At 56.7% G+C, this 21,077-nt stretch carries 16 protein-coding genes; 11 read left to right on the forward strand and 5 right to left on the reverse strand.

All coding sequences use genetic code 11. The features are described 5' to 3' along the window. Nucleotides 1-146 precede the first annotated feature (146 nt). The 4 genes from C4S72_RS01440 (at nt 147) to C4S72_RS01455 (ending at nt 5,377) form a co-directional block, all read left to right on the forward strand. Nucleotides 147-1,961 carry a DUF3604 domain-containing protein gene (locus C4S72_RS01440; protein WP_160115428.1) on the forward strand — a complete coding sequence of 605 codons (1,815 nt, stop codon included), beginning with the start codon at nt 147-149 and terminating at the stop codon, nt 1,959-1,961. Nucleotides 1,962-1,965: 4 nt separating this feature from the next. Next, a complete protein-coding gene (locus C4S72_RS01445) occupies nt 1,966-2,841 on the forward strand; it encodes a peptidyl-prolyl cis-trans isomerase (RefSeq protein ID WP_160115429.1) in 876 nt (291 codons plus the stop codon). Between the two features lie 86 nt (nt 2,842-2,927). Then, nucleotides 2,928-3,833, forward strand: a complete 906-nt coding sequence (locus C4S72_RS01450; RefSeq protein ID WP_200826639.1) for a HupE/UreJ family protein — start codon at nt 2,928-2,930, stop codon at nt 3,831-3,833. Nucleotides 3,834-4,168: 335 nt separating this feature from the next. Then, nucleotides 4,169-5,377: an ammonium transporter gene (locus C4S72_RS01455; RefSeq protein WP_104001299.1), complete on the forward strand. Its 1,209-nt coding sequence runs from the start codon at nt 4,169-4,171 to the stop codon at nt 5,375-5,377. 71 nt (nt 5,378-5,448) lie between these two features. Here C4S72_RS01455 and C4S72_RS01460 read toward each other — a convergent pair whose 3' ends face one another. The 3 genes from C4S72_RS01460 to C4S72_RS01470 form a co-directional block, all read right to left on the reverse strand. Next, nucleotides 5,449-6,987, reverse strand: coding sequence for an arylsulfatase (locus C4S72_RS01460; protein ID WP_104001300.1), 1,539 nt, complete (start codon nt 6,985-6,987; stop codon nt 5,449-5,451). 468 nt (nt 6,988-7,455) lie between these two features. Then, nucleotides 7,456-8,118: a thiopurine S-methyltransferase gene (locus tag C4S72_RS01465; protein ID WP_200826640.1), complete on the reverse strand. Its 663-nt coding sequence runs from the start codon at nt 8,116-8,118 to the stop codon at nt 7,456-7,458. A gap of 286 nt (nt 8,119-8,404) precedes the next feature. Next, a complete protein-coding gene (locus C4S72_RS01470; RefSeq protein WP_104001301.1) occupies nt 8,405-8,887 on the reverse strand; it encodes an FKBP-type peptidyl-prolyl cis-trans isomerase in 483 nt (160 codons plus the stop codon). A 306-nt stretch (nt 8,888-9,193) separates the two neighbouring features. On the opposite strand from C4S72_RS01470, the gene C4S72_RS01475 reads away from it, so the two are divergent. The 7 genes from C4S72_RS01475 to C4S72_RS01505 all read left to right on the forward strand — a co-directional run bounded on the left by C4S72_RS01475 (nt 9,194) and on the right by C4S72_RS01505 (nt 17,403). Beyond that, nucleotides 9,194-9,760, forward strand: coding sequence for a glutathione peroxidase (locus tag C4S72_RS01475; RefSeq protein WP_104001302.1), 567 nt, complete (start codon nt 9,194-9,196; stop codon nt 9,758-9,760). Nucleotides 9,761-9,812: 52 nt separating this feature from the next. Further along, nucleotides 9,813-10,787 carry an NAD(P)/FAD-dependent oxidoreductase gene (locus tag C4S72_RS01480; RefSeq protein WP_104001303.1) on the forward strand — a complete coding sequence of 325 codons (975 nt, stop codon included), beginning with the start codon at nt 9,813-9,815 and terminating at the stop codon, nt 10,785-10,787. Between the two features lie 84 nt (nt 10,788-10,871). After that, the gene (locus C4S72_RS01485; RefSeq protein ID WP_200826641.1) at nt 10,872-11,804 is read left to right on the forward strand and encodes an AAA family ATPase; all 933 of its coding nucleotides are present in this window, start codon (nt 10,872-10,874) and stop codon (nt 11,802-11,804) included. Continuing rightward, nucleotides 11,791-12,774 (forward strand): DUF58 domain-containing protein, encoded by a 984-nt coding sequence (locus C4S72_RS01490; protein ID WP_104001304.1) that lies wholly within the window; start codon nt 11,791-11,793, stop codon nt 12,772-12,774. The genes C4S72_RS01485 and C4S72_RS01490 overlap by 14 nt, the downstream gene beginning before the upstream one ends. Nucleotides 12,775-12,792: 18 nt before the next feature. After that, the gene (locus C4S72_RS01495) at nt 12,793-14,772 is read left to right on the forward strand and encodes a transglutaminase family protein (RefSeq protein ID WP_104001305.1); all 1,980 of its coding nucleotides are present in this window, start codon (nt 12,793-12,795) and stop codon (nt 14,770-14,772) included. A gap of 1 nt (nt 14,773) precedes the next feature. Beyond that, nucleotides 14,774-15,478 (forward strand): M48 family metallopeptidase, encoded by a 705-nt coding sequence (locus C4S72_RS01500; protein WP_104001306.1) that lies wholly within the window; start codon nt 14,774-14,776, stop codon nt 15,476-15,478. Nucleotides 15,479-15,597: 119 nt separating this feature from the next. Beyond that, nucleotides 15,598-17,403: a methyl-accepting chemotaxis protein gene (locus C4S72_RS01505; RefSeq protein WP_104001307.1), complete on the forward strand. Its 1,806-nt coding sequence runs from the start codon at nt 15,598-15,600 to the stop codon at nt 17,401-17,403. 71 nt (nt 17,404-17,474) lie between these two features. Here C4S72_RS01505 and C4S72_RS01510 read toward each other — a convergent pair whose 3' ends face one another. Beyond that, nucleotides 17,475-18,272 carry a response regulator gene (locus tag C4S72_RS01510; protein WP_104001308.1) on the reverse strand — a complete coding sequence of 266 codons (798 nt, stop codon included), beginning with the start codon at nt 18,270-18,272 and terminating at the stop codon, nt 17,475-17,477. A gap of 489 nt (nt 18,273-18,761) precedes the next feature. Next, the gene (gene ptsP, locus C4S72_RS01515) at nt 18,762-21,053 is read right to left on the reverse strand and encodes a phosphoenolpyruvate--protein phosphotransferase (RefSeq protein WP_104001309.1); all 2,292 of its coding nucleotides are present in this window, start codon (nt 21,051-21,053) and stop codon (nt 18,762-18,764) included. Nucleotides 21,054-21,077: the final 24 nt, after the last annotated feature.

Genomic DNA, 21,077 nt, shown 5'->3' on the forward strand with positions numbered 1-21,077 from the left:
TTTAAAAAGGCTTGTCTGCAGATGCAGATAAGCCTTTTTTTGGCTTTGAGCTGCGGAATGGTGAGTAGGACAAAGTCACTTATTCTTCATGGATAAATCATCGTATTCATCTAATATGAGCGTAATTCGTTCTGGAGATGGATGCCATGCGACTCTCAAATACCGCCCGTTACTCCGCTTTTGTTGCTCTCGCTTCAGTCATTACCCCCGTTTGGTCAGCCTCCGAAGCTGATGCTCCTCAAAATCCTCTTAAAGAAGCCTATTTCGGTGAAACCCATGTCCATACAGGGGTTTCCATGGATGCTTTCATTGCCGGTAACCGCCTTACGCCCGATGATGCCTATCGCTTTGCCAAGGGTGAGGAGATCATGGTTAACGGCAGCCTGCACAAGATAAAGCGCCCGCTGGATTTTGCTGCAGTCACCGATCATTCCGAGTTCCTCGGTGAGGCGTACAGCCTTATGAATGAGGGAGTGGCGGGGTATGACGATGACGTCGCTGTAGCTTTTCGTGAGGCCCCAGATCTGGAAACGGCACTGGGTCTTTACAACAAATACGTGTTGGCGCCTTTGGCGGGAGGGGGCGATCCGCATCCAGAATTTTTCCAGGGTATCGAGGCGATCAAGTCGACCTGGAAACAGAACTACGAAGCGACGCAGAAGCATTACGAACCCGGCAAGTTCACCACCATTCATGCCTATGAGTGGACCTCAGCCCCGGGTGGGTCGAACCAGCACCGCAACATCCTGTTCCGCGATACCAATCTGCCCGATATGCCGTTTTCATCCAGTGATGGTTCGGATCCCGAACAGCTCTGGGCCTGGATGCAGACCCATCGTGACGATGGCAAAAAGGTGTTCGCAATACCGCACAACTCAAACGAGTCCAAGGGGCTGCTGTTTGCTGAAGCCAGCTTGACCGGCGTGCCGATCGGTAAGGAATACGCGGAAACCCGCGCCAGCATGGAACCTCTGATCGAGATGATGCAGGTGAAGGGTAACTCCGAGGTCGTGCCTAACTTCTGGCCCAATGACGAGTTTGCCGATTTTGAGAATGCGGTTTCGATTCAGAAATTCAGCGGCCGTGGTTTCGTCAAGGAGAACTTCGTTCGTTACGGCCTGGGACGAGGCATCAAATATAATGCCGAGATCGGCGTGAACCCGTTCAAATACGGCTTCGTTGGCGGTACAGATAACCATAACGGTACGCCGAGCAATGTCGAAGAGGATAACTACAAGGTAGGTAGCCACGGCTATGCCGACCAGACTGCGGCGGTGCGTGCCACCTCCATGCTGGAAGGTGAAATGCTGATCGCCGACGCCAACCCCGGGGCACTGACCGGTGTCTGGGCGACCTCTAACACCCGTGGTGCGATCTGGGATGCCATGCTCGCCAAGGAAACCTTCGCCACCAGCGGCCCGCGTATGAAGGTCCGCGCCTTCGCCGGTCAGGGATTTGCCGGCAGCTACGACAGCTATGAAACCCTGGTGATCGATGGCTACGCCAAGGGCGTGCCGATGGGCAGTGATTACACCGGAGAAGAAGCACCGCAGATTCTGGTGTGGGCGCTTAAAGACCCGATCGGCCCGAACCTGGACCGCATTCAGATCATCAAGGGATGGTATGAAAACGGTGAGATGAAAGACAAAGTCTATAACGCCGTGGCTTCGGGTGATCGACTCAAGGCGGATGGCAGCGTTGAACCTATTGATGCGCCGATCAACCTGTCAACCGGTGAGTTCAACACTGAAAAAGGTGATCCCGAACTGATGGGCGTCTGGACCGATCCGGATTTCGATCCCGCACAGCAGGCCTATTACTACGTTCGTGTTCTGCAGCTGCCCACCGCACGCTGGACTCTCTACGATGAGCTGCGTGAAGGTGTGAAATATCCCGACGAGGTTAAGCGGGAGATCGTTGAGCGTGCCTGGGGCTCGCCCATCTGGCATGAGGTCAACTGAAGTTATGACAGGAAACGCATGGAAAGCGATCGTCAGGGAACCGCTGCTTCACTTTCTGCTAGTAGGTGGTTTGGTCTTCGGTGCTTACTCCTGGGTAACGCCAGAGGCGCAGGTTGAGACTGATAGCGAGGTGATCCTGATCGATCAGGCTGAGCTCGATCACCTTAAGACGCTCTGGAAAGCCCAATGGCGCAGAGACCCGAACACAGAAGATGTGGCGGCGATTATCGATCGTTATCTGCGGCAGGAAGTTTTCTACCGGGAAGCGCTGCGGATGAACCTTGATCACAACGATCAGATCGTGAAGAAGCGCCTGGCACAGAAGATGGAAGCGGTGGCGAACGATCTTTCTACGCTGATGCAGCCGCCCACCGATGAACGTCTGCGCGCCTACTTCCATGAGCGCGAAGCCTTTTTCACCCTGCCGCAGGCATACGCGTTCAAGCAGCTGCTGTTCGCGCCTCATACCTCTGAGGAGCAGCTCAAGCAGACACTCGCCAGCCTGCGTGCGAATGCCGAGGTGGCGGCCAGTCTGAACTCTTCTTCGCTACCTTTTGAATGGGAGCTCGATTCTGAGACGGCGATCGAGAATGCCTTTGGCGGTGGTTTCAGCAAGGCTCTGGCAAGTCTGCCAGCCGGGGAGTGGGCCGGCCCTGTTCGTTCTGGACTTGGTTGGCACCTGGTCTACCTGGAGCAGAATCAGCCTGAGCATCTGCCGTCCTTCGAGTCGGTGCGGGATTTCGTTGCACGGCAATACGAGTATTACGCCGTATTGGAAGCGCAGGAGCAGGTGTTTGATGAGCTGATCGGGAAATACGAAGTGCGTATCAGTGCTGAGGATGTTCCGGACGCTATTCTGAATGAGTTTCCGCAATCATGATGAGGCTCGGATATCTGTTCGCATTCATTGCCTGTTGCATCGCGCTGGTATCGCCCGCTGGAGCACATGAAATCAGGCCTGCTTTCTTGCAGATTAACGAGATATCAACCGGCCTCTATGATGTGCTCTGGAAGGTGCCGGTTAAGGGGAGTATGGCGCTCAATATTCAGCCGGAGTTTGATCCGGCATATACCCTGAAACGTGCAGGGGAAGAAGCGTTGCTCGATGGTTTCGCCGTTTACCGCTATCGCCTGGCCGGTGATCAGGGGTTGCCGGGTTCCGTGGTCAGGGTTCCCAGTCTGAGAAATACCACGGTTGATGTGTTGGTGAATATCGCCCTGGAAGATGGGGTGCACTACAGCTTCGTGATGAACCCGAAAGATCCGCAGGTACAGGTGCCGCAGACGCCATCGAGCCTACAGGTTGCGAAAACCTACATTACACTCGGCGTCGAGCATATCCTGGGTGGTATTGACCACCTGATGTTTGTGGCCGCGCTGATGCTGATCGTACGGGGTTGGCCGATGCTGCTGAAAACCATCACCGCTTTTACCCTGGCGCATTCAATTACGCTGGTGTTGGCCACGCTCGGCCTGGTATCTCTGCCGCCACCACCTGTTGAAACGATGATAGCGTTCAGCATTTTGCTGGTCGCAGTGGAAGCGGTGCGGCTGCGCCGAGGGCAGACGAGCCTTGCTACCCGCTGGCCCTGGGTGGTCGCCTTCGCTTTTGGTCTACTGCACGGTTTTGGCTTTGCCGGTGCATTGGGCGATATCGGTCTTCCGCAGACCGATATCCCGCTGGCGTTGCTGTTCTTCAACCTGGGCGTGGAGTCCGGTCAGATTATGTTTATTGCTGCGGTAATGGCGCTGGTCTGGCTGCTGCACAAAAGCGTTACTTTGCCCGAGCGCGCGCCGGTTGCCGCCGCTTACGCCATAGGTTGTCTGGCTAGCTTCTGGGTGTTTGAGCGCCTCGGGACCCTATTCGTCTGATTCTGTTTGTCTGATTCATCACTTCACTTCTGATCTTTTCCGGCTATGCGCCCAATTCTGATATCAACAGCTAGTTTATGGTGCGGGCGCAGTGGTCTGGATTATCTGGCGTGCACTAATATGTGGCTCAAATATTGCTTATATTGGTGCGCACTTATCCAGTTTGCATTAAAACAGTGCTGTTCCTTGTCTTTCCGGAAGCCTTGCTGCTTGTGGGCGAAGTGTGGAATTCGATACTGAAACGATGCCCTATTCATCATTCAATTAATGCTCTATTAAAGTGCTAAAAATATAAAATGCCCCGTAATTGTGCGAAATATTAGGCAGGAGAGACTGTGGATACGATCAACAGCGCGGTAGAAGCGCTCACTCAGGGCGCTAACACCCTCTTTATTCTTATGGGCGCGATCATGGTGTTTGCCATGCATGCGGGTTTTGCGTTTCTTGAAGTAGGCACGGTGCGGCGCAAGAACCAGGTCAATGCGCTGGTCAAGATCATGACCGACTTCGGCTTTTCGGCGTTGGCCTATTTCTTTGTTGGCTACTGGGTCGCCTACGGTGTGACCTTCTTTACCGATGCGGCAACGCTGGCCCAGGGCAGCGGCTATGATCTGGTTAAGTTCTTCTTTCTGATGACCTTTGCGGCGGCGATACCGGCTATCGTCTCAGGTGGTATAGCAGAGCGAGCCCGCTTCTGGCCGTTGCTGACCTGTTCTGCACTGTCGGTGGGTCTGGTATATCCGTTTTATGAGGGGATGATCTGGAACGGCAACTACGGTTTTCAGGCCTGGCTCGAGGCCAGCTTTGGCGCGCCGTTCCATGATTTTGCAGGCTCAGTCGTGGTTCATGCGGTAGGTGGCTGGATCGCGCTGGTGGCGGTATTGCTGCTCGGTATTCGCCGTGGCCGTTATCGTGGTGACCGGCTGGTGGCCTTTCCGCCGTCCAATATCCCGTTTCTTGCGCTGGGTGCCTGGATACTCTGTATCGGCTGGTTCGGCTTTAACGTCATGTCGGCACAGACGCTGGACAGTATCTCCGGCCTGGTAGCAGTTAACAGCCTGATGGCGATGGTCGGCGGTATTGTGGTTGCCACTATCCTGGGCAAGAACGACCCTGGTTTTATTCATAACGGGCCGTTGGCCGGTCTGGTGGCGATCTGTGCCGGTTCCGACCTGGTGCATCCGATCGGTGCGCTGGTGATTGGTGGTGTCGCCGGAGGTCTCTTCGTCTGGGTCTTCACTCTGCTGCAGAACCGCTGGAAGATCGATGATGTTTTGGGTGTCTGGCCGCTACACGGTCTCTGCGGTATCTGGGGCGGCGTTGCTGCAGGTATTTTCGGTAGCGAATCCCTGGGTGGACTGGGTGGCGTGTCCCTCATATCGCAGCTGATGGGCAGCCTGGCGGGTATCGCCGTCGCCGTGATCGGTGCTTCGATTATTTACGGCCTGGTGAAATCTGTGGTCGGACTGAGGCTCAGTGAGGAAGAGGAGTTCGACGGTGCTGATCTGAGTATCCATCGCATCGAAGCCACTTCTGAAGATTGATCAAGCCGATGGCAAACAAAAGCCCGCTCCTGTTGGATGCGGGCTTTTTAGTGGCTGGTGTTTGAAGGATCTTAGCGGGTGGCGGCGGCGGCCTTGGCTGCTTCGATCGCTTTGTTCACATCCAGTGATGCCGCTTCCTGGCGCGGCGGGAACTCGGCGAAGGTCGCTACGTGCTCATTCAGCAGCGCGATAATCGGCTGCAGCACCCAGCTTTTACGCATTACCTGCTGGAAGCCGATATCGCCGTCATACTGCTCGTAGGGGTCTTTACGCAGGTTGAACAGCTTCGGCATGGTGTGGCTGACCATATCTTCATAGTACTTGCCACCCGGCTTGCTGGAGAAGTGCAGCTTCCAGGGGCCTACGCGTACCGCAGAAAGGGTGGTTTCGTAGTAGTAAAAGAAAGAGTTGCGTGCGGATTTATCGGTCTTGCCTTCCCAGTAATCCAGGTTGTTGTAACCGTCGATCAGCACCTTGTGGCTCTCTTTCAGCTCCTCAGAGATATTGGGGCGACCCGCCGCTGCGGCGATGGTCGGCAATACATCCTCGTGTGAAGAGATGCCGTTCAGCTCCAGGCCCGCGGGGATGTGCGCTGGCCAGCGAACCAGGAAGGGCACGCGGACGCCGCCTTCCCAGGTGGTCATCTTCTCACCGCGGAACTGGGTGACGCCGGCATGCGGCCAGCTGCTGCTTTCGGGGCCGTTGTCAGTGGTGTAAATGACGATGGTGTTGTCGGCGATACCGAGATCGTCCAGCTTGTCGAGCAGCTGTCCGACATGGCCGTCATGCTCCATCAGGCCGCTACCGAAGAGATCATCAGCGGAGCTGATTGGGGTCGCCAGGTTACGGCTTTCCTCTTTCAGGTGGGTATAAACGTGCATACGGCTGGGTGCGTGCCAGATAAAGAACGGTTTGTCGGCCTTGACCGCGCGCTCCATGAAGTCCAGTGAGCGAGCCAGAACTTCTTCATCGAAGGTTTTCATACGCTCGGTAGTGAGCGGACCGGTATCCTTCACGGTCTGGCCGCCATCTGCGGTGGCGAATGACTCGATAACGCCGCGGGGACCGAATTTTTTCACGAACTCTGGATTGGTCGGGTAGTCCGCCTGTTCCGGTTCTTCCGACACGTTCAGGTGGTAGAGGTTACCGAAGAACTCATCAAAACCATGCACGGTTGGCAGATGCTGATCCAGGTCGCCAAGATGGTTTTTACCGAACTGCGCGGTCATGTAGCCCTCTTCCTTGAGAACTTCCGCCAGGGTGGGGTCTTCCTTCTGGATACCCAGCGGGTTACCCGGCTGACCAACGGTGGTCAGGCCCGTGCGGATCGGCATCTGGCCCATGAGGAAGGCGGCGCGACCGGCGGTACAGCTGGGCTGTGCGTAGTGGTCGGTAAACAAAGCGCCTTCATCGGCGATGCGGTCGATGTTTGGGGTCGGGTACTGCATGCCGTGGCTGTAGGCGGCGATGCTGGTTTGGGCAACGTCATCAACCATGATCGCGAGTACGTTCGGCTTATCGGCAGCCTGCGCGAAGGCGGAGGCCCCTAGCAGGGTAAACGCGAGAGCGCTGGCGAGGCGGCCGTTGCGACGCGAGGTAGGGGTTTTCATGAAATGCTCTCCTTTCTGGCATTCAATCTGTGCTTTAACGCACCATTAATTTATTGAAATAAATACGGTTTCCATGTTTTTTCTGTCTGGTACGTCAGTACCCATATTGCCTATGGGGGAAATCAAAGGCTAGTGCTATTTATGGCTGGTCGATCCCGCTTCTGTTCCGGAGCAGCATCGGGAGGAGTTCCGTAAAGGAAACCCGCTTCTCCGAAAGCCCGCTGGTTAGCATTGACTCCTGTTCACCACTACAGCTGCTTAGTGGCTGGTAGGGATATCCGGCTGGACATGGGAAATCATTGATTTCGAAAGCCCTTTGAAAAATAGTCCAGGTTTATGACAGTCGCTAGCGGTAGTGGGCTGTTAATTTGGCGGTGGGAGATGTCTATAGAAGGTCTAAAGTCGGCGCGCAGTGGTTTCGTGCAAGGAAAGCAACGTGGCGGTTCTGCTTGCAGGGCAGGGATGGCGTCAGTCTAGAGGGGTTAGTCTATAAACCTTGTTGAGTGCGTCGGTATCACCTTGCGAGAGGTTTTTTTCTTGACCTGGATAGGCTGCTTCGAAGTGTTGCAGGTTGATCCGGTATCGCGTTGCGCACAGCAGGCTTAATTCCGTGTCGATGCCTTGAAAATGTTGATCCGATTCGTTCTGCTGTCGGTCCTCGGTTGTAAGCAGCAGTGCGGGCGAGTGTTTACCGGTTAGATGTTGAAGGTGTTCTATGTACGCGCCTCTTAACCCTGCTGGCAAGGCGGTCAGTGCGGCCCGGTCGTAGATTGCATCGATTCGACCCAGTTGTTCTGGTTGTAGCTGAAATAGGTCGCCGCAGTAGATCGATAACCTCCCATGTTTCCACAGTGTCAGCTGGCCGTCGCGCTTTCGCGAGGGTTTGATGTGGTTCTCTTTAAAGAAGGTTTTGACCGCTAGAGGGCTTAGCTCGACGCCGATCACTTCATGTCCCTGTTGCGAGAGCCAGATCATATCGAGACTTTTGCCGCATAACGGAACCAGAATGCGGCTGCGTCGCGGCAGCTTGAGCTCTGTCCAGAAGCGTATAAGCAGGCTGTTCACCTTACGCTGATGAAATGCAGTGTCGCGGTCACGCCAGAGTGAAAGCCAGAGATCATTATCGTTCATGGTCAGCTGCACCAGTCAGGGGCGGAGCCGCTGGAGCCATGCTCATGCCAGGAGATTGAAAGGGAGGTCGGCTTTGTTGGGGGTGGAGCGCACGGGAGGTTGTGCGATAAGGAGGCCAAGCTAAACCCTTGAGTCTTGAGACTAGCACGCTCATCCTGAGTACCCTAGTAAAAAATAGGGTTTTGGGGGCGGGCGACGAGTACGGCCTTGTTGTCAGGGGCGGCTGGGCTGGCCATAAAAAAGCCCGCAACAGGATGCGGGCTTTTTTAGGTAAATGCGGAGGAGCTTAGTGCTCGTGACCGCCTTCGCCGTGTACGTGACCGTGGGAGAGTTCTTCCTCGGTAGCTTCACGTACTTCAACAACTTCTACGTCGAAGCTCAGGGTCTGGCCCGCCAGCGGGTGGTTGCCATCCAGAGTGACGTTGTCGCCTTCAACCTTAACAACGGTTACCGGCTGCTGACCCCAGGGAGTCTGAGCCATGAACTGCATGCCCGGCTCAACCACGTCGATGCCTTCGAAGTTGGAGCGGTCCACTTCCTGAACCAGCTCTTCGCGCACTTCGCCGTAGCCTTCTTCCGGCTCAACGGTAACGCTCAGCTTGTCGCCTACGGCTTTGCCGACCAGGGCGTTTTCCAGGCCCGGAATGATGTTGCTGGCGCCGTGCAGGTAAGCCAGCGGCTGCTGACCTTCGGAGCTGTCCAGTTTTTCGCCGGCGGCGTTGGTCAGCGTGTAATGGATGGATACAACGGCGTTCGCTGCAATCTGCATCTATGTTCTCCTGTCGTTCAGAGGTGCGTTACCGCACAGACAACCTTCTGCAGCGATGCCTCGCCGCCAGCGTGAACTTGCTCGCTGGCCGGGACATTGAACGTGCGGATGACTGAGGGTTATGCAGTGCTCCCGGGATGGGGGTTAATCGAACCGCACATGCTAACGGACAGATCCCGGATAACGCAACCGTATAGCGTCTGAAATCGCCGTACCGCCGACTGCAATTTGATTGAAACCGCCAACGAGACAAAATGTCGTATTAATGTATGTTATGAGAATGCTGTTATCTGAGGAGGTTAGGACATGTTGAAACGATGGAGGTGGCTGTCGCTGCTGCTTGGTATCGCTGTTGCTGGCTCAGGTGTGGCGAGGGGGGATGCCGAGGGGCTGCTGAATTTTGATCTGCGCAAACTGGCGGACGACAGTGAGGTTAATCTTGGCGAGGAATATTCCGGTCAGGTGTTGCTCGTGGTCAATACCGCAAGTCGTTGCGCCTTTACCAAACAGTACGATGGGCTCGAAGCGCTGTATGCTGAGTACAAGGATCAGGGCTTCGCGGTGCTCGGCTTTCCATCGAACGATTTCGGTGGCCAGGAGCCTGGCACCGAAGATCAGATTCAGGACTTCTGCCGTACAACCTACGGTGTCGAATTTCCCATGTTTGCCAAAAGCCGGGTGAAAGGCGCTGATGCAGATCCGTTCTGGCAGAATCTGGTGGCGGTCAGCGGCACCTCACCGAAATGGAATTTTTATAAATATCTCATTGGCCGTGATGGCCAGATGATCGATACCTATTCCAGCATGACCTCTCCGGATAGCGACCGCTTGCGGGCCGATATCGAAAAGGCACTGGCTGACAACAAGAAATAAATAAAAGAACCTGAAGTTGATTTGCGGGTTCAGAGTGAAACAGGGAGTGCAAATGACAGTAGAGAGAGTAGCGATCATTGGCAGTGGTATTGCCGGAATGAGGCTCGGGGAGCTTCTAAGCAATGCCGGTATTGACGTTGTCGTGTTTGAAAAAAGCCGGGGCACGGGGGGGCGCCTTGCGTCCACCCGTTTGGGGCAGGGCAGTGCCGATCTGGGAACGGCGTTGATCGAACCGGGCAGTGCGGCATTTGAGTCCTGGCTGCAGGCTCAGGGTGCGCGAGAGTGGGCACCGGTTAAAACCGATTTTTCATTGAATCCGCAAGAAGGTCATCGTGGCTGGGTGGGCTATCCGCGTTCCAGTTCGCTGACCCGCAACCTGACTGGAGCTGTCGAGTTGCGTACCGAAGTGCGCGTGGGTGTTGTCTGGCCGGATCGGGAGGGTGTTCTGCTGCGTGACAGCGAGGGTGAGCCGCTCGGCTACTTCGATGCAGTGGTGGTGACCACCCCGGCACCTCAGGCAGCGCCGCTGCTGGATGCCGTGCAGCGGTTCAGACAGCGTGCGGAAAAGGTGGAGATGCATCCGGTATGGAGCCTGCTGCTGTCCTTGCCTTCACGCCCCCAACGCCTTGGCGAGTGTGATTGGCTGGAGGGTGCGCATCCGATACTTCAACGCGTGGTTCGCGACAGCAGCAAGCCTGGCCGCGAAGGTGAAAACTGGGTGATTCAGGCTTCTCAGGAGTGGAGCCAGTTACATCGTGACGAGGAGCCGTCCTGGGTAGCCGAGCAGCTCACCGCGGCCTTGTCAGAGCTCTGTGACGAGCGTGTCCATCCCGCTTTCAGTCGCGTTCACCGCTGGGCTTATGCCCGGGCGGCCGTCGCTGCTGGCCAGGAACTGTCACTCTGGGATGAACATCTCGGGATCGGTGCCTGCGGTGACTGGCTGAGTGGTGGTGATGTGGAAGGAGCCTGGCGCAGCGCCAACGAGCTGGCAGCCAGGATTCTGGAGTGTTCATCGAAGGTTGCTTGAGTGGCTGCTTTGAGACAAAGTTGATGCCTGTTCGCGCAGGCGACCGGCTTAATTAAACGTGGAACGGAATTAAAGGGAGGTTGATTGGCCGATTCTTTGTTAAGGGGTGTTGAAGAGGCATCCCGCTCGCTGGAAAAGGTACTACTGGGCAAACAGCAGCAGATTCGGCTGGCGCTGACCTGTCTTCTCTCGCAAGGACATCTGTTGATCGAAGACCTGCCTGGCATGGGTAAAACCACGCTGGCGCATGGTCTTGCGAGAGTGCTGGGTCTGGAAGATCAGCGCGTGCAGTTCACCTCCGATATGCTGCCCGCCGATATTATCGGTGTTTCCGTATTTGAGCCGTCCAGCGGTGAGTTTCGTTTTCATGCCGGGCCGGTCTTCTGTCAGCTGCTGCTGGCAGACGAGATCAACCGGACCACACCGAAAACCCAAAGCGCCTTGCTGGAGGCGATGGAAGAGGGGCAGGTAACTGCTGATGGTCACAGCTACCGGTTGCCCAAGCCTTTCTTTGTCATAGCGACACAGAATCCGGTGACGCAGTTTGGCACCTTCCCGCTGCCAGAATCCCAGCTTGATCGTTTTCTGATGCGAATTTCTCTGGGGTATCCTGCGCCAGAGGTTGAGCGGCAACTGCTGCTCGGGGGAGATACCCGGTCGATGCTGGACAGTCTGCCGCGCAGCCTGACGCCCAATGATCTGCTCGATATTCAGCAGCATTGCAGCCAGGTGCATGCGTCGAGCAGCGTGATCGATTATCTGCAGCGGCTGATTCAGTTTACCCGTGATTCCGAGCTGTTCAGCTATGGGGTCTCGCCGCGTGGCGGACTCGCACTGTTGCGCAGTGCCAGGACCTGGGCCTGGCTGGATGGCCGTACCCACCTGGTCCCGGAGGATATTCAGCAGGTGCTGGAGCCGGTGATAGGGCATCGCATCCGCCCCGCTGAGGAGATCGGCAGTCACGCCGGTAAACGTCTGGTTAACGAACTGCTGGCGCAGGTCGATGTTCTGGGCTGATCGTAAACCTGGTTTCTCTCTTGCCCAGCGTCTGCGTAACTGGAGCGTGCGACGCTTTCCGCGGAACCGCACCGTTAAGCTGACGCAGAAGCGTATCTACATCCTGCCCACCGGGGCAGGGTTGGGATTCTGCGTGCTGTTGCTGCTGTTGCTTCTGCTGGCGATCAACTACGAGAACAACCTGGCCTATGCGTTGACCTTTCTGCTGGCCGGAATCTTTGTGGTCTCGATTATTCATACCTTCGGCAATCTTGCCGGGCTGCAGGTGAGCGCGCAGGCGGGGCGACCCTGCTTTCGCGGTGATAAGGCCGGCTTTTCACTGCAGCTGACGGCAGCGCCCAAGCGCGATCATGAGCAGTTGAGCCTGTGCTGGGAGGGTGGGGTCGCGCAGACGCTCGATCTGACCGAAGAGCGCATGCTTCAGGTGGAGTTGGCTTGTGATGCCGCGGAGCGAGGCTGGCTCGATCCTGGTCCGCTGTTGGTGGAAACCCGATTTCCATTAGGACTTTTTCGCGCCTGGACCTGGATTGATACGGGTCTGAAGGCGCTGGTGTATCCGCGTCCTGTCAGTTGTGCAGCGCCACCAGCGGGGGGTGGTGAGGGCGGCGCGGAAGTCACCGGTATCAAGTCGCGGGGGCCTGAGGACTTTCAGGGGCTGGCACGCTTCGAAAAGGGCGGCTCGCTGAACCAGGTGGCCTGGAAGGTCTATGCCCGCGGCCAGGGACTGCATCTGAAGCAGTATGCCGGCACGGTCAGTGAAGAGATCTGGCTGGACTGGGAAAGCTGGCACAACGGCACGGTTGAGGAAAAACTGTCCGGTATCTGTTTCTGGGCGCTGGAGTTTCATCAGCGTGAGCAGCCTTATGGCCTGCGTCTGCCCGGCCTGATTCTGGCGCCGGCAAGCGGAGAGGCGCAGCGTCAACGTGTACTCAAGGCGTTGGCGCTATACGGGCGTGAGCAGCAGGAATAAGACGGAAATGAAGCAGAGATGAAACAGCTCAGTCGTGCCGCCGTTCTGTGGCAACTGGCGGCCTTTTTTGCCACCCTGGCGCCACACCTTTCGTGGCTGCCATTCTGGCTTATCGCGCTGGCGATCATCACGCCTGGGATTCGTCTGATGATTTACAGCGGGCGTTGGCCGCTGCCGCACTGGAGTGTGAAGCTGGTGCTGGTGCTTGCGGTCATCGGCGGACTGCTGCTCACATTCACCCGTGAAACCGGCATGGCTGCCACGGTGTCGCTGTTGATTGCTGGTCTCGCGCTCAAGATGATCGAGATCTACCATCGCCGCGATGCGCTGGTGTTGCTCTATGTGTCCCTGTTTGTCTCTGGAACTGCATTTCTGTTCCATCAGTCGATCCTGATGGCGCTGTATGCGTTGTTCAACCTGGTGTTGATCATCGCTGCGCTTAACAGTATCTACCAGGATCCGTTGCGCAACGACTGGCTGCGGCCGCTGAAGCGCTCCTTACGTCTGCTGGGGTTCGCGCTGCCGTTGATGCTGGTGCTGTTTATCGTATTTCCGCGTATCGGTCCGCTCTGGTCGGTGCCCATGAACCAGAATGCGGCCCGATCGGGGCTTTCTGACCAGATGGCGCCCGGCGATATTTCACGCCTGACCCGCTCCAATGATCTGGCGTTTCGTGCCACCTTCGATGGTGCGGTGCCGCCGCCACAGCAGCGCTATTGGCGCTCCATGGTCTATGGCAACTACGATGGCCGGACCTGGAGCCGGGTGTCGCGTGGCGACCAGTTCAGGCTCGCGGATGTGGAGCTGATCAGCGATGCCACTCCCCTGGCCTATGAAGTGGTTTTCGAAGCTTCTAACAACCCCTGGTTGGTGGCGCTGGATCAACCGAGCGCTGCGCCTGCTGGCAGTTTCCTGACAAAAGGTAATGCGCCGTTAAGGTATCGGCCGGTGGATAGGCGGATCAGTTATCAGAGTAGCGCTTTGCTCGACTATCGGTTGCAGCCCGACCTTACCGATTTTGATCGCGAGATTTATCTGCAGCTCCCGGAAGGAAGCGATCCCCGCAGTCGTGAACTGGCCGAGCGCTGGCGGCAGGAGAGCGGCACGGATGATGCCGCTATTGTGCGCCGCGCCTTCGAGCTGTTTAACGCGGAGTTCACCTACACCCTGACACCACCGCAGCTTTCGGGCGATCGTGTGGATGCCTTTCTGTTTGATTCCCGGCAGGGGTTCTGTGGCCATTTCGCGGGCGCTCTGACATTCCTGCTGCGCTCTGCCGGAATACCGGCGCGTGTTGTCGCCGGCTATCAGGGTGGCGAATGGAATGAGCGCGAGGCCTACCTGACCGTACGGCAGTACGATGCTCACGCGTGGGTGGAGTATTGGCAGCAGGATGAGGGTTGGATTCGGGTAGACCCAACCGCAGCGGTGGCTCCGGAACGGGTCAGTCAGCAGGCCGATCAGCTGTTTGCCGATGACCCGGCGTTTCTTGCGGATACGCCGATGGCCCGGTTGCAGTTTGGCAATGCCTGGATGCTCGATATCAGGCGTCAGATCGATGCGCTTAACTTCAGCTGGAACCGTTGGGTGCTTAACTACCAGGGTCAACAGATGCAGTTGCTCAAGGATTTGCTGGGCGAGGTGAATCTGACACGGCTGGCGCTGCTGTTTATTGTGCCATTTGTGCTGGTGATGGCGCTGGTGGCGTGGATTCAGCTTGGCGGTCGGCGTCGACCCAGGGATCCTCTGGAGCGTGCTTTGGAGCGTCTGCTCGATGGTTTTGCCAAACGCGGTTACCGGCGTGAGAGTCGCGAATCTATCCAGGCGTTCAGTAAGCGTATGGCGAGCGATTTTCCGTCGATGGCGGGCGAGCTGCGTGCTCTGGCGAACTGTGACGAGGCGGTCCGTTATGCCGCGCGGCCAGATGGCAGGAAAGCGTTGCTTGCAGCGATCAAGGCCTGTTACCGTGCGCTGAAAACCATCAAGGCCCCTGCATAACGTGAACAGCGAAACTGAACTGCCTTTTGACTATCACATTGTCCGCAGCCGCAAGCGGCGTACCGCCTCGTTGATGATCGATAAGGGCCGGGTCGAGGTGCGGGTGCCGGCATTGGCGGATGAGTGCTGGATCGACAACTGGGTGCGCAGCAAGGTGGACTGGGTTCTGCCGCGTCTGCAGCGTCAGACCCGCGCGTTGGAGCAGCGGGCGATAGAGATCAGCCAGGGCGGTCGCTTCTTCGTCAATGGCAGGGAGCTGGCACTTAGCTGGCGCCGAGCGAGTCGCTCGGGCGTGGTCATGGCAGATCAGGAGATCCAGGTTAGCATTTCCGCCCGAGTGCGCCGGCCGGAATCCGAGGTTGTGCATGAGCAGCTTCAGCAGTGGATGGCGCAGCAGGCGGAAGCGATTCTTGTGCCCCTGTGTCTGCAGCTGGGCAGGGAGATGCGCCTTGTGCCCTCCACCGTGCGGATCAAGAATTACCGGCGTAAATGGGGGCAATGTGACAGTCGTGGTGTGATTACGCTGAACTGGCGAATCCTGCACCTGGACCCCGCATTGCAGAGATACATCCTGGTGCATGAGCTGTGTCATCTAAAAGAGATGAATCACAGTAGTGCGTTCTGGCGTCTGGTATCGTTGCACTGCCCGGAATATGCAACGCTCAGGCGCCAGCTGACGGAAACCTACCCCTATTTGATATGGTGACTACGACTTTTGGCGTGTTGTGAGGCTCGCGTTAAGTACGCAGTATGCTTATGGCTACAGATTTATAAAAAGTAATTCGTAAACAACACACTATAAAAATAAAAGGATTACGCTGGGTGATGGGGCTCTATACGGCGATAGAACGCAGGTTCTTCAACTCACTGACCAGAAAGATTGTTGGCAACGTGGTGTTTCTGCTGCTGCCTCATCTCGCCATGGTATTGCTGGGTATCCATTATGTGGGCGAGTTGCGCTTGCAGCTGGGTTCCCTGGGGCTCGAGGGCGGGACGCTGGGCTCATTAGAGACCCTCCTTGATAACTTTTCTCTGTACGCACTGGTGACGGTGGCCTTTGCCCTGATGGCGGGTGTCGGCACTATCTTCTTTATGCGTCATCTTTTCCTCAGGCCGATCAGTGCAATCACCAAGGTGCTTCACGGTATCAAGGATCGTGGCGGTGATATCTCGGCAACGCTGCCTGCTTATACCTACGACGAAATCTCTGAGATGGCGCAGGCTTACAACGACTTCTCTGACAATCTTAAGCGTATTATCGCCGAGACCCGCCGCCGTTCCGTGAATGTGTCGGTCAGCGCGACCCGCTTGCAGAAGGTGATTCTGCAGGCGCATGATTCCGCCGAAACTCAGGAAGCTCAGGCGCAGCAGGTGTTCCAGTCTTCCAGTGAGGCGACCCAGGCAATAGATGAAATTGCTGCCACCACACTCAATATCAATGAGCAGAACAGCACCAACATGGAAGAGGTGCGCAGCTCCAATGAAGAGTTGCAGCGCGTATCGAAGCAGGTGGGTGATACCCGGGAGCTGGTCACCCGGTTTCAGGACACGGTGGAGCAGCTACAGGAAAATTCGCAGAACATCACTCATATCCTCGGCATGGTACAGGAGTTTTCGGAGCAGACCAATCTGCTGGCGCTGAACGCGTCCATCGAAGCAGCGCGGGCTGGCGATGCCGGTCGAGGTTTCTCGGTGGTGGCGGATGAGGTGCGTAACCTGTCGCAGAAGGTGAGCCAGGCGACCACAGAGATTGAGAGCAATATCGGCCAGATGGCGCGGCTGGTAGGGGATACCCGCAAGAGTGCGGGCGATATCCTCCAGGGTATCGAAGAGACCGAGGCGTTTATCGGCGACACCAGTACCCAGTTCCAGAAGCTGGTGAAAGACTTTGATGTCGTCAATGGCCAACTCGCCGGAATCAGCAGCGCTATAGATGAGTTGTCCTATACCAACAGGGAATCCCACGGTCATGTGGCGCGAATCACCGAGCTCTCTTCTGCGATTAAGGCAGAGATGGCGGAGTCACGGGATTACTCGCGCCAGCTGGAGCTTTCCACCGAGGAAACCCAGGAGCTGTTGTCGCGCTTTATCATCGGCTTTGGCGGCTTTGAAAACATGCTGTTGACCGGTGCGCAGTGGGCGAAGCGCACCGAAGAGGCGCTGCAGGCGTTACAGGGGAAAGGGCTCGATCTGTTTGATCGCAACTACCGCCGCCTGAACGACGGCCAGAAACCGGAAAAATTCGAAACTCGATACAGTGCGGCCTACGAGCCGGTGATGCGTGCGCTGTTCGATAGCTTTATTGAAGAGCGTCCTGAATTTATCTACGCCATCGCGGTGGATACCAAGGGTTATGCGGCCGCTCATCACGCCAAGGTGTCCCATCCGATGACCGGCGATTTCGCGGTAGATAATCTGAAAAGCCGTCATATGCGGATCTTTGCCGGTAACCGTGCCGAGAAGCGCCGCGCCAGTCATACCTCGCCTTTCCTGTTGCAGACGTTTGTTCGCGATACCGGCGAGGTGCTCAATGATCTTTCGATCCCGCTTTACCTTAATGGCAAGCATTGGGGCGCGTTGATTATGGGCTTTAACCCTGAATGTCTACTTGATGAGGGGAGGAAGGAGTAAGGCGGCGCTGTGACTGGGAGTCCTGCCGATAGATGGTTACCGGCAGGGTTTTACGGCTGGCAGGATGAGGCTCAGAGGTCGCGGTCCGCAACCAGCTGCTGAATCAACTGCTTCATCATGTCATAGGAGAGCGGTTTGGAGCATAGCGCCGAGACGCCGGCGTTTTGTATTGCGGCGAGGCGGCTTTCATTCTGTTCCGAGGTGATCATCATCACCGGCACCGTTGGCTGAGAGCTGTAGTTGCGGATGTGCTCCACCAGTTCAAGACCATCGATATTGGGCATGTTGTAATCCGAGATAATCAGGTCGAACATGCGCTCTTCCAGGAACTGCAGTGCTTCGGCACCATCCTTGGCTTCGACGACATTCTCGATGCCTGCGGATTTCAGAATCTGATGTACAAATTTGCGCGACATGCCGCTGTCATCAACGACCAGAACGCTCATATCCTCGAAAAACTCATCTTCCTCTTCGCGCAGCTTGTCGCCGATGTAGTGCATGGTGCTTTGCAGCGCTCGCATCAGGTCGTTACGGCTGAACGGCTTTGGCAGAATTGCGATGGCACCAGCCTGGCGGATCGGCTCCAGGTAACGGTAGTGGGTTTCAGATGAAACCAGCAGAAAGGTGATCTCTGAAAGCTCCGGCTGCTGGCGCATCCGGGTGACCAGTTCAGTGCCGGTAATATCCGGCAGGTGCATGGAAGACATCACGATATCTGGCTTCATGATGCTCATGCGGGTGAGCGCGGGGGCTGCTGAGTCGAACGTCTCGATCTGCTCTATACCCAGTTGGCGCAGGGCATCAACGATGATGTGGCGTTGCACCCTGGAGGGCTCGATCACCTGAACCAGAAGCTCGTCTAATCTCATAACAACCTGTTCCGCAAACTGGTTTATGATGTGGGAAATTTGTAGCTATTCTAGCACGCTTTGATCTGCGTTCGAGCCCCTTGGCTTGGGGCTTGGCCTTGGATGCTAGGCCAAAGAGGTTCTGAAGGGCAAATTACTTGCCTGAATATTTTCCTTCAATAGGGTTAACCTGAACGTTGTTAAGGAAACTGTTCAGCTTCGGTTCATGTCCGTTTTGCTTTACTGGCAGTCCGTATCGATAGTCGCTGTACCGGAGCAGGGCTGTCAGCAGGCGGTCAGGAGCTTACAGGCGTTAATTTTTAGTACGCCGGGTTGATGGATAAACAGCCCATACAAATTTTTTCTTCATATTTTCACTTCAAGGGTCGCTATCAGCGACCCTTTTTCTTTTCTACTGCGCTCGAGCGCTACATCCTTCGTCCACCGCGGTAAGACGGCAAAGGGAGCCTTTGTCGCTCCCTTGGCGTATTAGTCCTGGGATGATTGATCTCAGGCCGCGCTTGAATCCTCAGGGGGCTGGCGGCCATCCTTCGACCATCCCAATTTGACCAGTACGGGCTCAAACAGTGCGCGAATCTGGCTTTCGTCCGTGCAGTCGCGAGCTTTTTCCAGCAATGGCATCAGGTCGGCGCGGCGCACGGAACGGATCAGCAGCTTGATCTTTGGAATGTTGTAGGCGCTCAGGCTAAGCGTGTCGTAGCCGATCGCGATCAGCATCAGAACGGCCACCGGGTCGGAAGCCATCTCACCGCAAAGCGAGACAGGCAGTCCGAGGCTTTTGCAGGTGGTCAGGATCTGCTCCAGTGCCACCAGCATGGCCGGATGCATATTGTCGAACAGGTTGGATACACGCGGGTTGTTGCGATCCACCGCCAGCAGATATTGGGTCAGGTCGTTGGAGCCCACCGAGACAAAATCGATATGCTGTGCCAGTTTGGGTAGCAGCAGCATCGCCGAGGGCACCTCGATCATCATGCCTACCTGGGGACGCGGTATCTCGATGCCATCGCGCTTCAGCGCCTCTGAGGCTTTATCAAGAATTTCGCGTACGGCGATAATCTCATCCACGCGGCTGATCATTGGCACCAGTAGCTTCAGGTTGCCGCATTCGGCATGGGCGCGCAGCATGGCGCGGATCTGGGTGACCAGAAGCTGGGTGTTATCCAGAGTAAAGCGGATACCTCGCCAGCCCAGGTAGGGGTTGCTTTCGTTGATCTCGAAATAGGGCAGTTGTTTGTCGCCGCCGATATCCAGAGTACGCATCGATACCGGTAGCGGGGAGTACGCCTTGAGTACGTTGACGTAGATGCGGTACTGCTCCTGCTCGGTAGGGAAGCTGTCATGAACCATAAACGGAATTTCTGAGCGGTACAGGCCGACGCCTTCGGCGCCGCGCTCAAGACCGGGGGTGGCGTCCGCCAGAAGACCGGTATTGGTATGCAGTTGGATGCGCACATTATCCAGGGTTTCCGCCGGCATGTTGCGCAGTCGCTCCAGGTCGCGCATCACGCGATTTTCCTGGTCGATCATCCGCTTGTATTCGGTCAGCAGCGCCTGAGGCGGATTGATGATGCACTCGGCGCGGTTGCCGTCGATAATCACCTTGGCGCCACGGTTCTGCTCCAGCTCGACACCCTCTACACCCATCACGGCCGGGATGCCCAGGGCGTTGGCGACGATGGCGGTATGGGACAGTGTCGATCCGGAGGTGCACACCAGGCCCTGGATGCGCTCCTGCGGGAAGGCGGCCAGGTCGGCGATGCTAATTAGTTCGCCGCCCAGTATCAGAGGCTCGTCCGGCGCTTCAAGTACCTGCTGGTCCCGCTCCAGTAACTGGTTCAGGATACGCTGGCCGATATTGTAGATATCCTCGCTGCGCGCCTTCATGTACGGGTCGTCGGACTGCTCGAACAGGGAGGCCATCCCTTCGATGGTCTGTTTCAGTGCCCATTCAGCCGAAGCGCCTTCGGTGATCAGTTGCTTGACGCCGTCGCTCAGCTCCGGGCTCTGCAGCATCAGCTGATAAACATGAAACAGGGCGCTAACGTCGGACGGAAGGTGCTTGCCCAGACGTCCGGAACCTGACTCCAGCTCTTCCTTTACCGAACTCAGGGCATCCATGAAATCGCTTTTCTGCTGCGCCGGATTGCTCGTCATTGACGGCTTGATATCTGCCAGCGACAGCTGGGGATGAACCAGCCAGAGGCGGCCGCAGCCAACGCCGGATGCGCCTTTGACGCCGCGGTAACGGCGAAACGGAGAAATATCCTGAACGTCCGACATCCATTCGCCGTCGCGGTGCAGCTGGTAAAGGGTGCTGCCAAGCTGCGAGGCGACCGTGATCAGGAAGGCTTCATCCTCTTCGCTGAACGGCTCGCGCTGATGACCCTGAATAACCAGTACCCCAACCAGTTTGCGCAGGTGCAGAAGCGGCACGCCGAGAAAACGGTGGTAGGGCATCTCATGAGTTTCGGGAATGTAGACGAAGCGGTCATCTGCCGGCGCATCGGCCAGGTTGACGGCGCTGAGCGTGCCGGCGATGTTGCCAACCAGCCCCTCGTTCACCGCCAGCTGCACATGGCCGACTGCCGCCGGAGACAGCCCCTGGGTGGCCGCAAGAATCAGCGAGTCACGCTCTGGAGTGCACAGATAGATGCTGCAGACCTCCACATTGAGCAGCTCGCTGAGGCGCTGCACGATGGTGGACATCATAGCCGTGGGGTCTTGGGTACGCGCGATCTGCTCGACCAGCGAAGTTAGCGTACTGAGGGGGTGATGCATGGCTGTGTCGGCTCCAGACGCAGG

It is taken from the genome of Marinobacterium lutimaris (assembly GCF_900108065.1).
GTDB classification, from domain to species: Bacteria; Pseudomonadota; Gammaproteobacteria; order Pseudomonadales; family Balneatricaceae; genus Marinobacterium_D; species Marinobacterium_D lutimaris.

Bases quoted from the DNA above. Each gene is read 5' to 3' on its own strand.
- C4S72_RS01440 (WP_160115428.1), top strand. From the start codon at position 147: ATGCGACTCTCAAATACCGCCCGTTACTCCGCTTTTGTTGCTCTCGCT.
- C4S72_RS01445 (WP_160115429.1), top strand. From the start codon at position 1,966: ATGACAGGAAACGCATGGAAAGCGATCGTCAGGGAACCGCTGCTTCAC.
- C4S72_RS01460 (WP_104001300.1), bottom strand. From the start codon at position 6,987: ATGAAAACCCCTACCTCGCGTCGCAACGGCCGCCTCGCCAGCGCTCTC.
- C4S72_RS01465 (WP_200826640.1), bottom strand. From the start codon at position 8,118: ATGAACGATAATGATCTCTGGCTTTCACTCTGGCGTGACCGCGACACT.
- C4S72_RS01470 (WP_104001301.1), bottom strand. From the start codon at position 8,887: ATGCAGATTGCAGCGAACGCCGTTGTATCCATCCATTACACGCTGACC.
- C4S72_RS01475 (WP_104001302.1), top strand. From the start codon at position 9,194: ATGTTGAAACGATGGAGGTGGCTGTCGCTGCTGCTTGGTATCGCTGTT.
- C4S72_RS01480 (WP_104001303.1), top strand. From the start codon at position 9,813: ATGACAGTAGAGAGAGTAGCGATCATTGGCAGTGGTATTGCCGGAATG.
- C4S72_RS01490 (WP_104001304.1), top strand. From the start codon at position 11,791: ATGTTCTGGGCTGATCGTAAACCTGGTTTCTCTCTTGCCCAGCGTCTG.
- C4S72_RS01495 (WP_104001305.1), top strand. From the start codon at position 12,793: ATGAAACAGCTCAGTCGTGCCGCCGTTCTGTGGCAACTGGCGGCCTTT.
- C4S72_RS01505 (WP_104001307.1), top strand. From the start codon at position 15,598: ATGGGGCTCTATACGGCGATAGAACGCAGGTTCTTCAACTCACTGACC.
- C4S72_RS01510 (WP_104001308.1), bottom strand. From the start codon at position 18,272: ATGAGATTAGACGAGCTTCTGGTTCAGGTGATCGAGCCCTCCAGGGTG.
- ptsP (WP_104001309.1), bottom strand. From the start codon at position 21,053: ATGCATCACCCCCTCAGTACGCTAACTTCGCTGGTCGAGCAGATCGCG.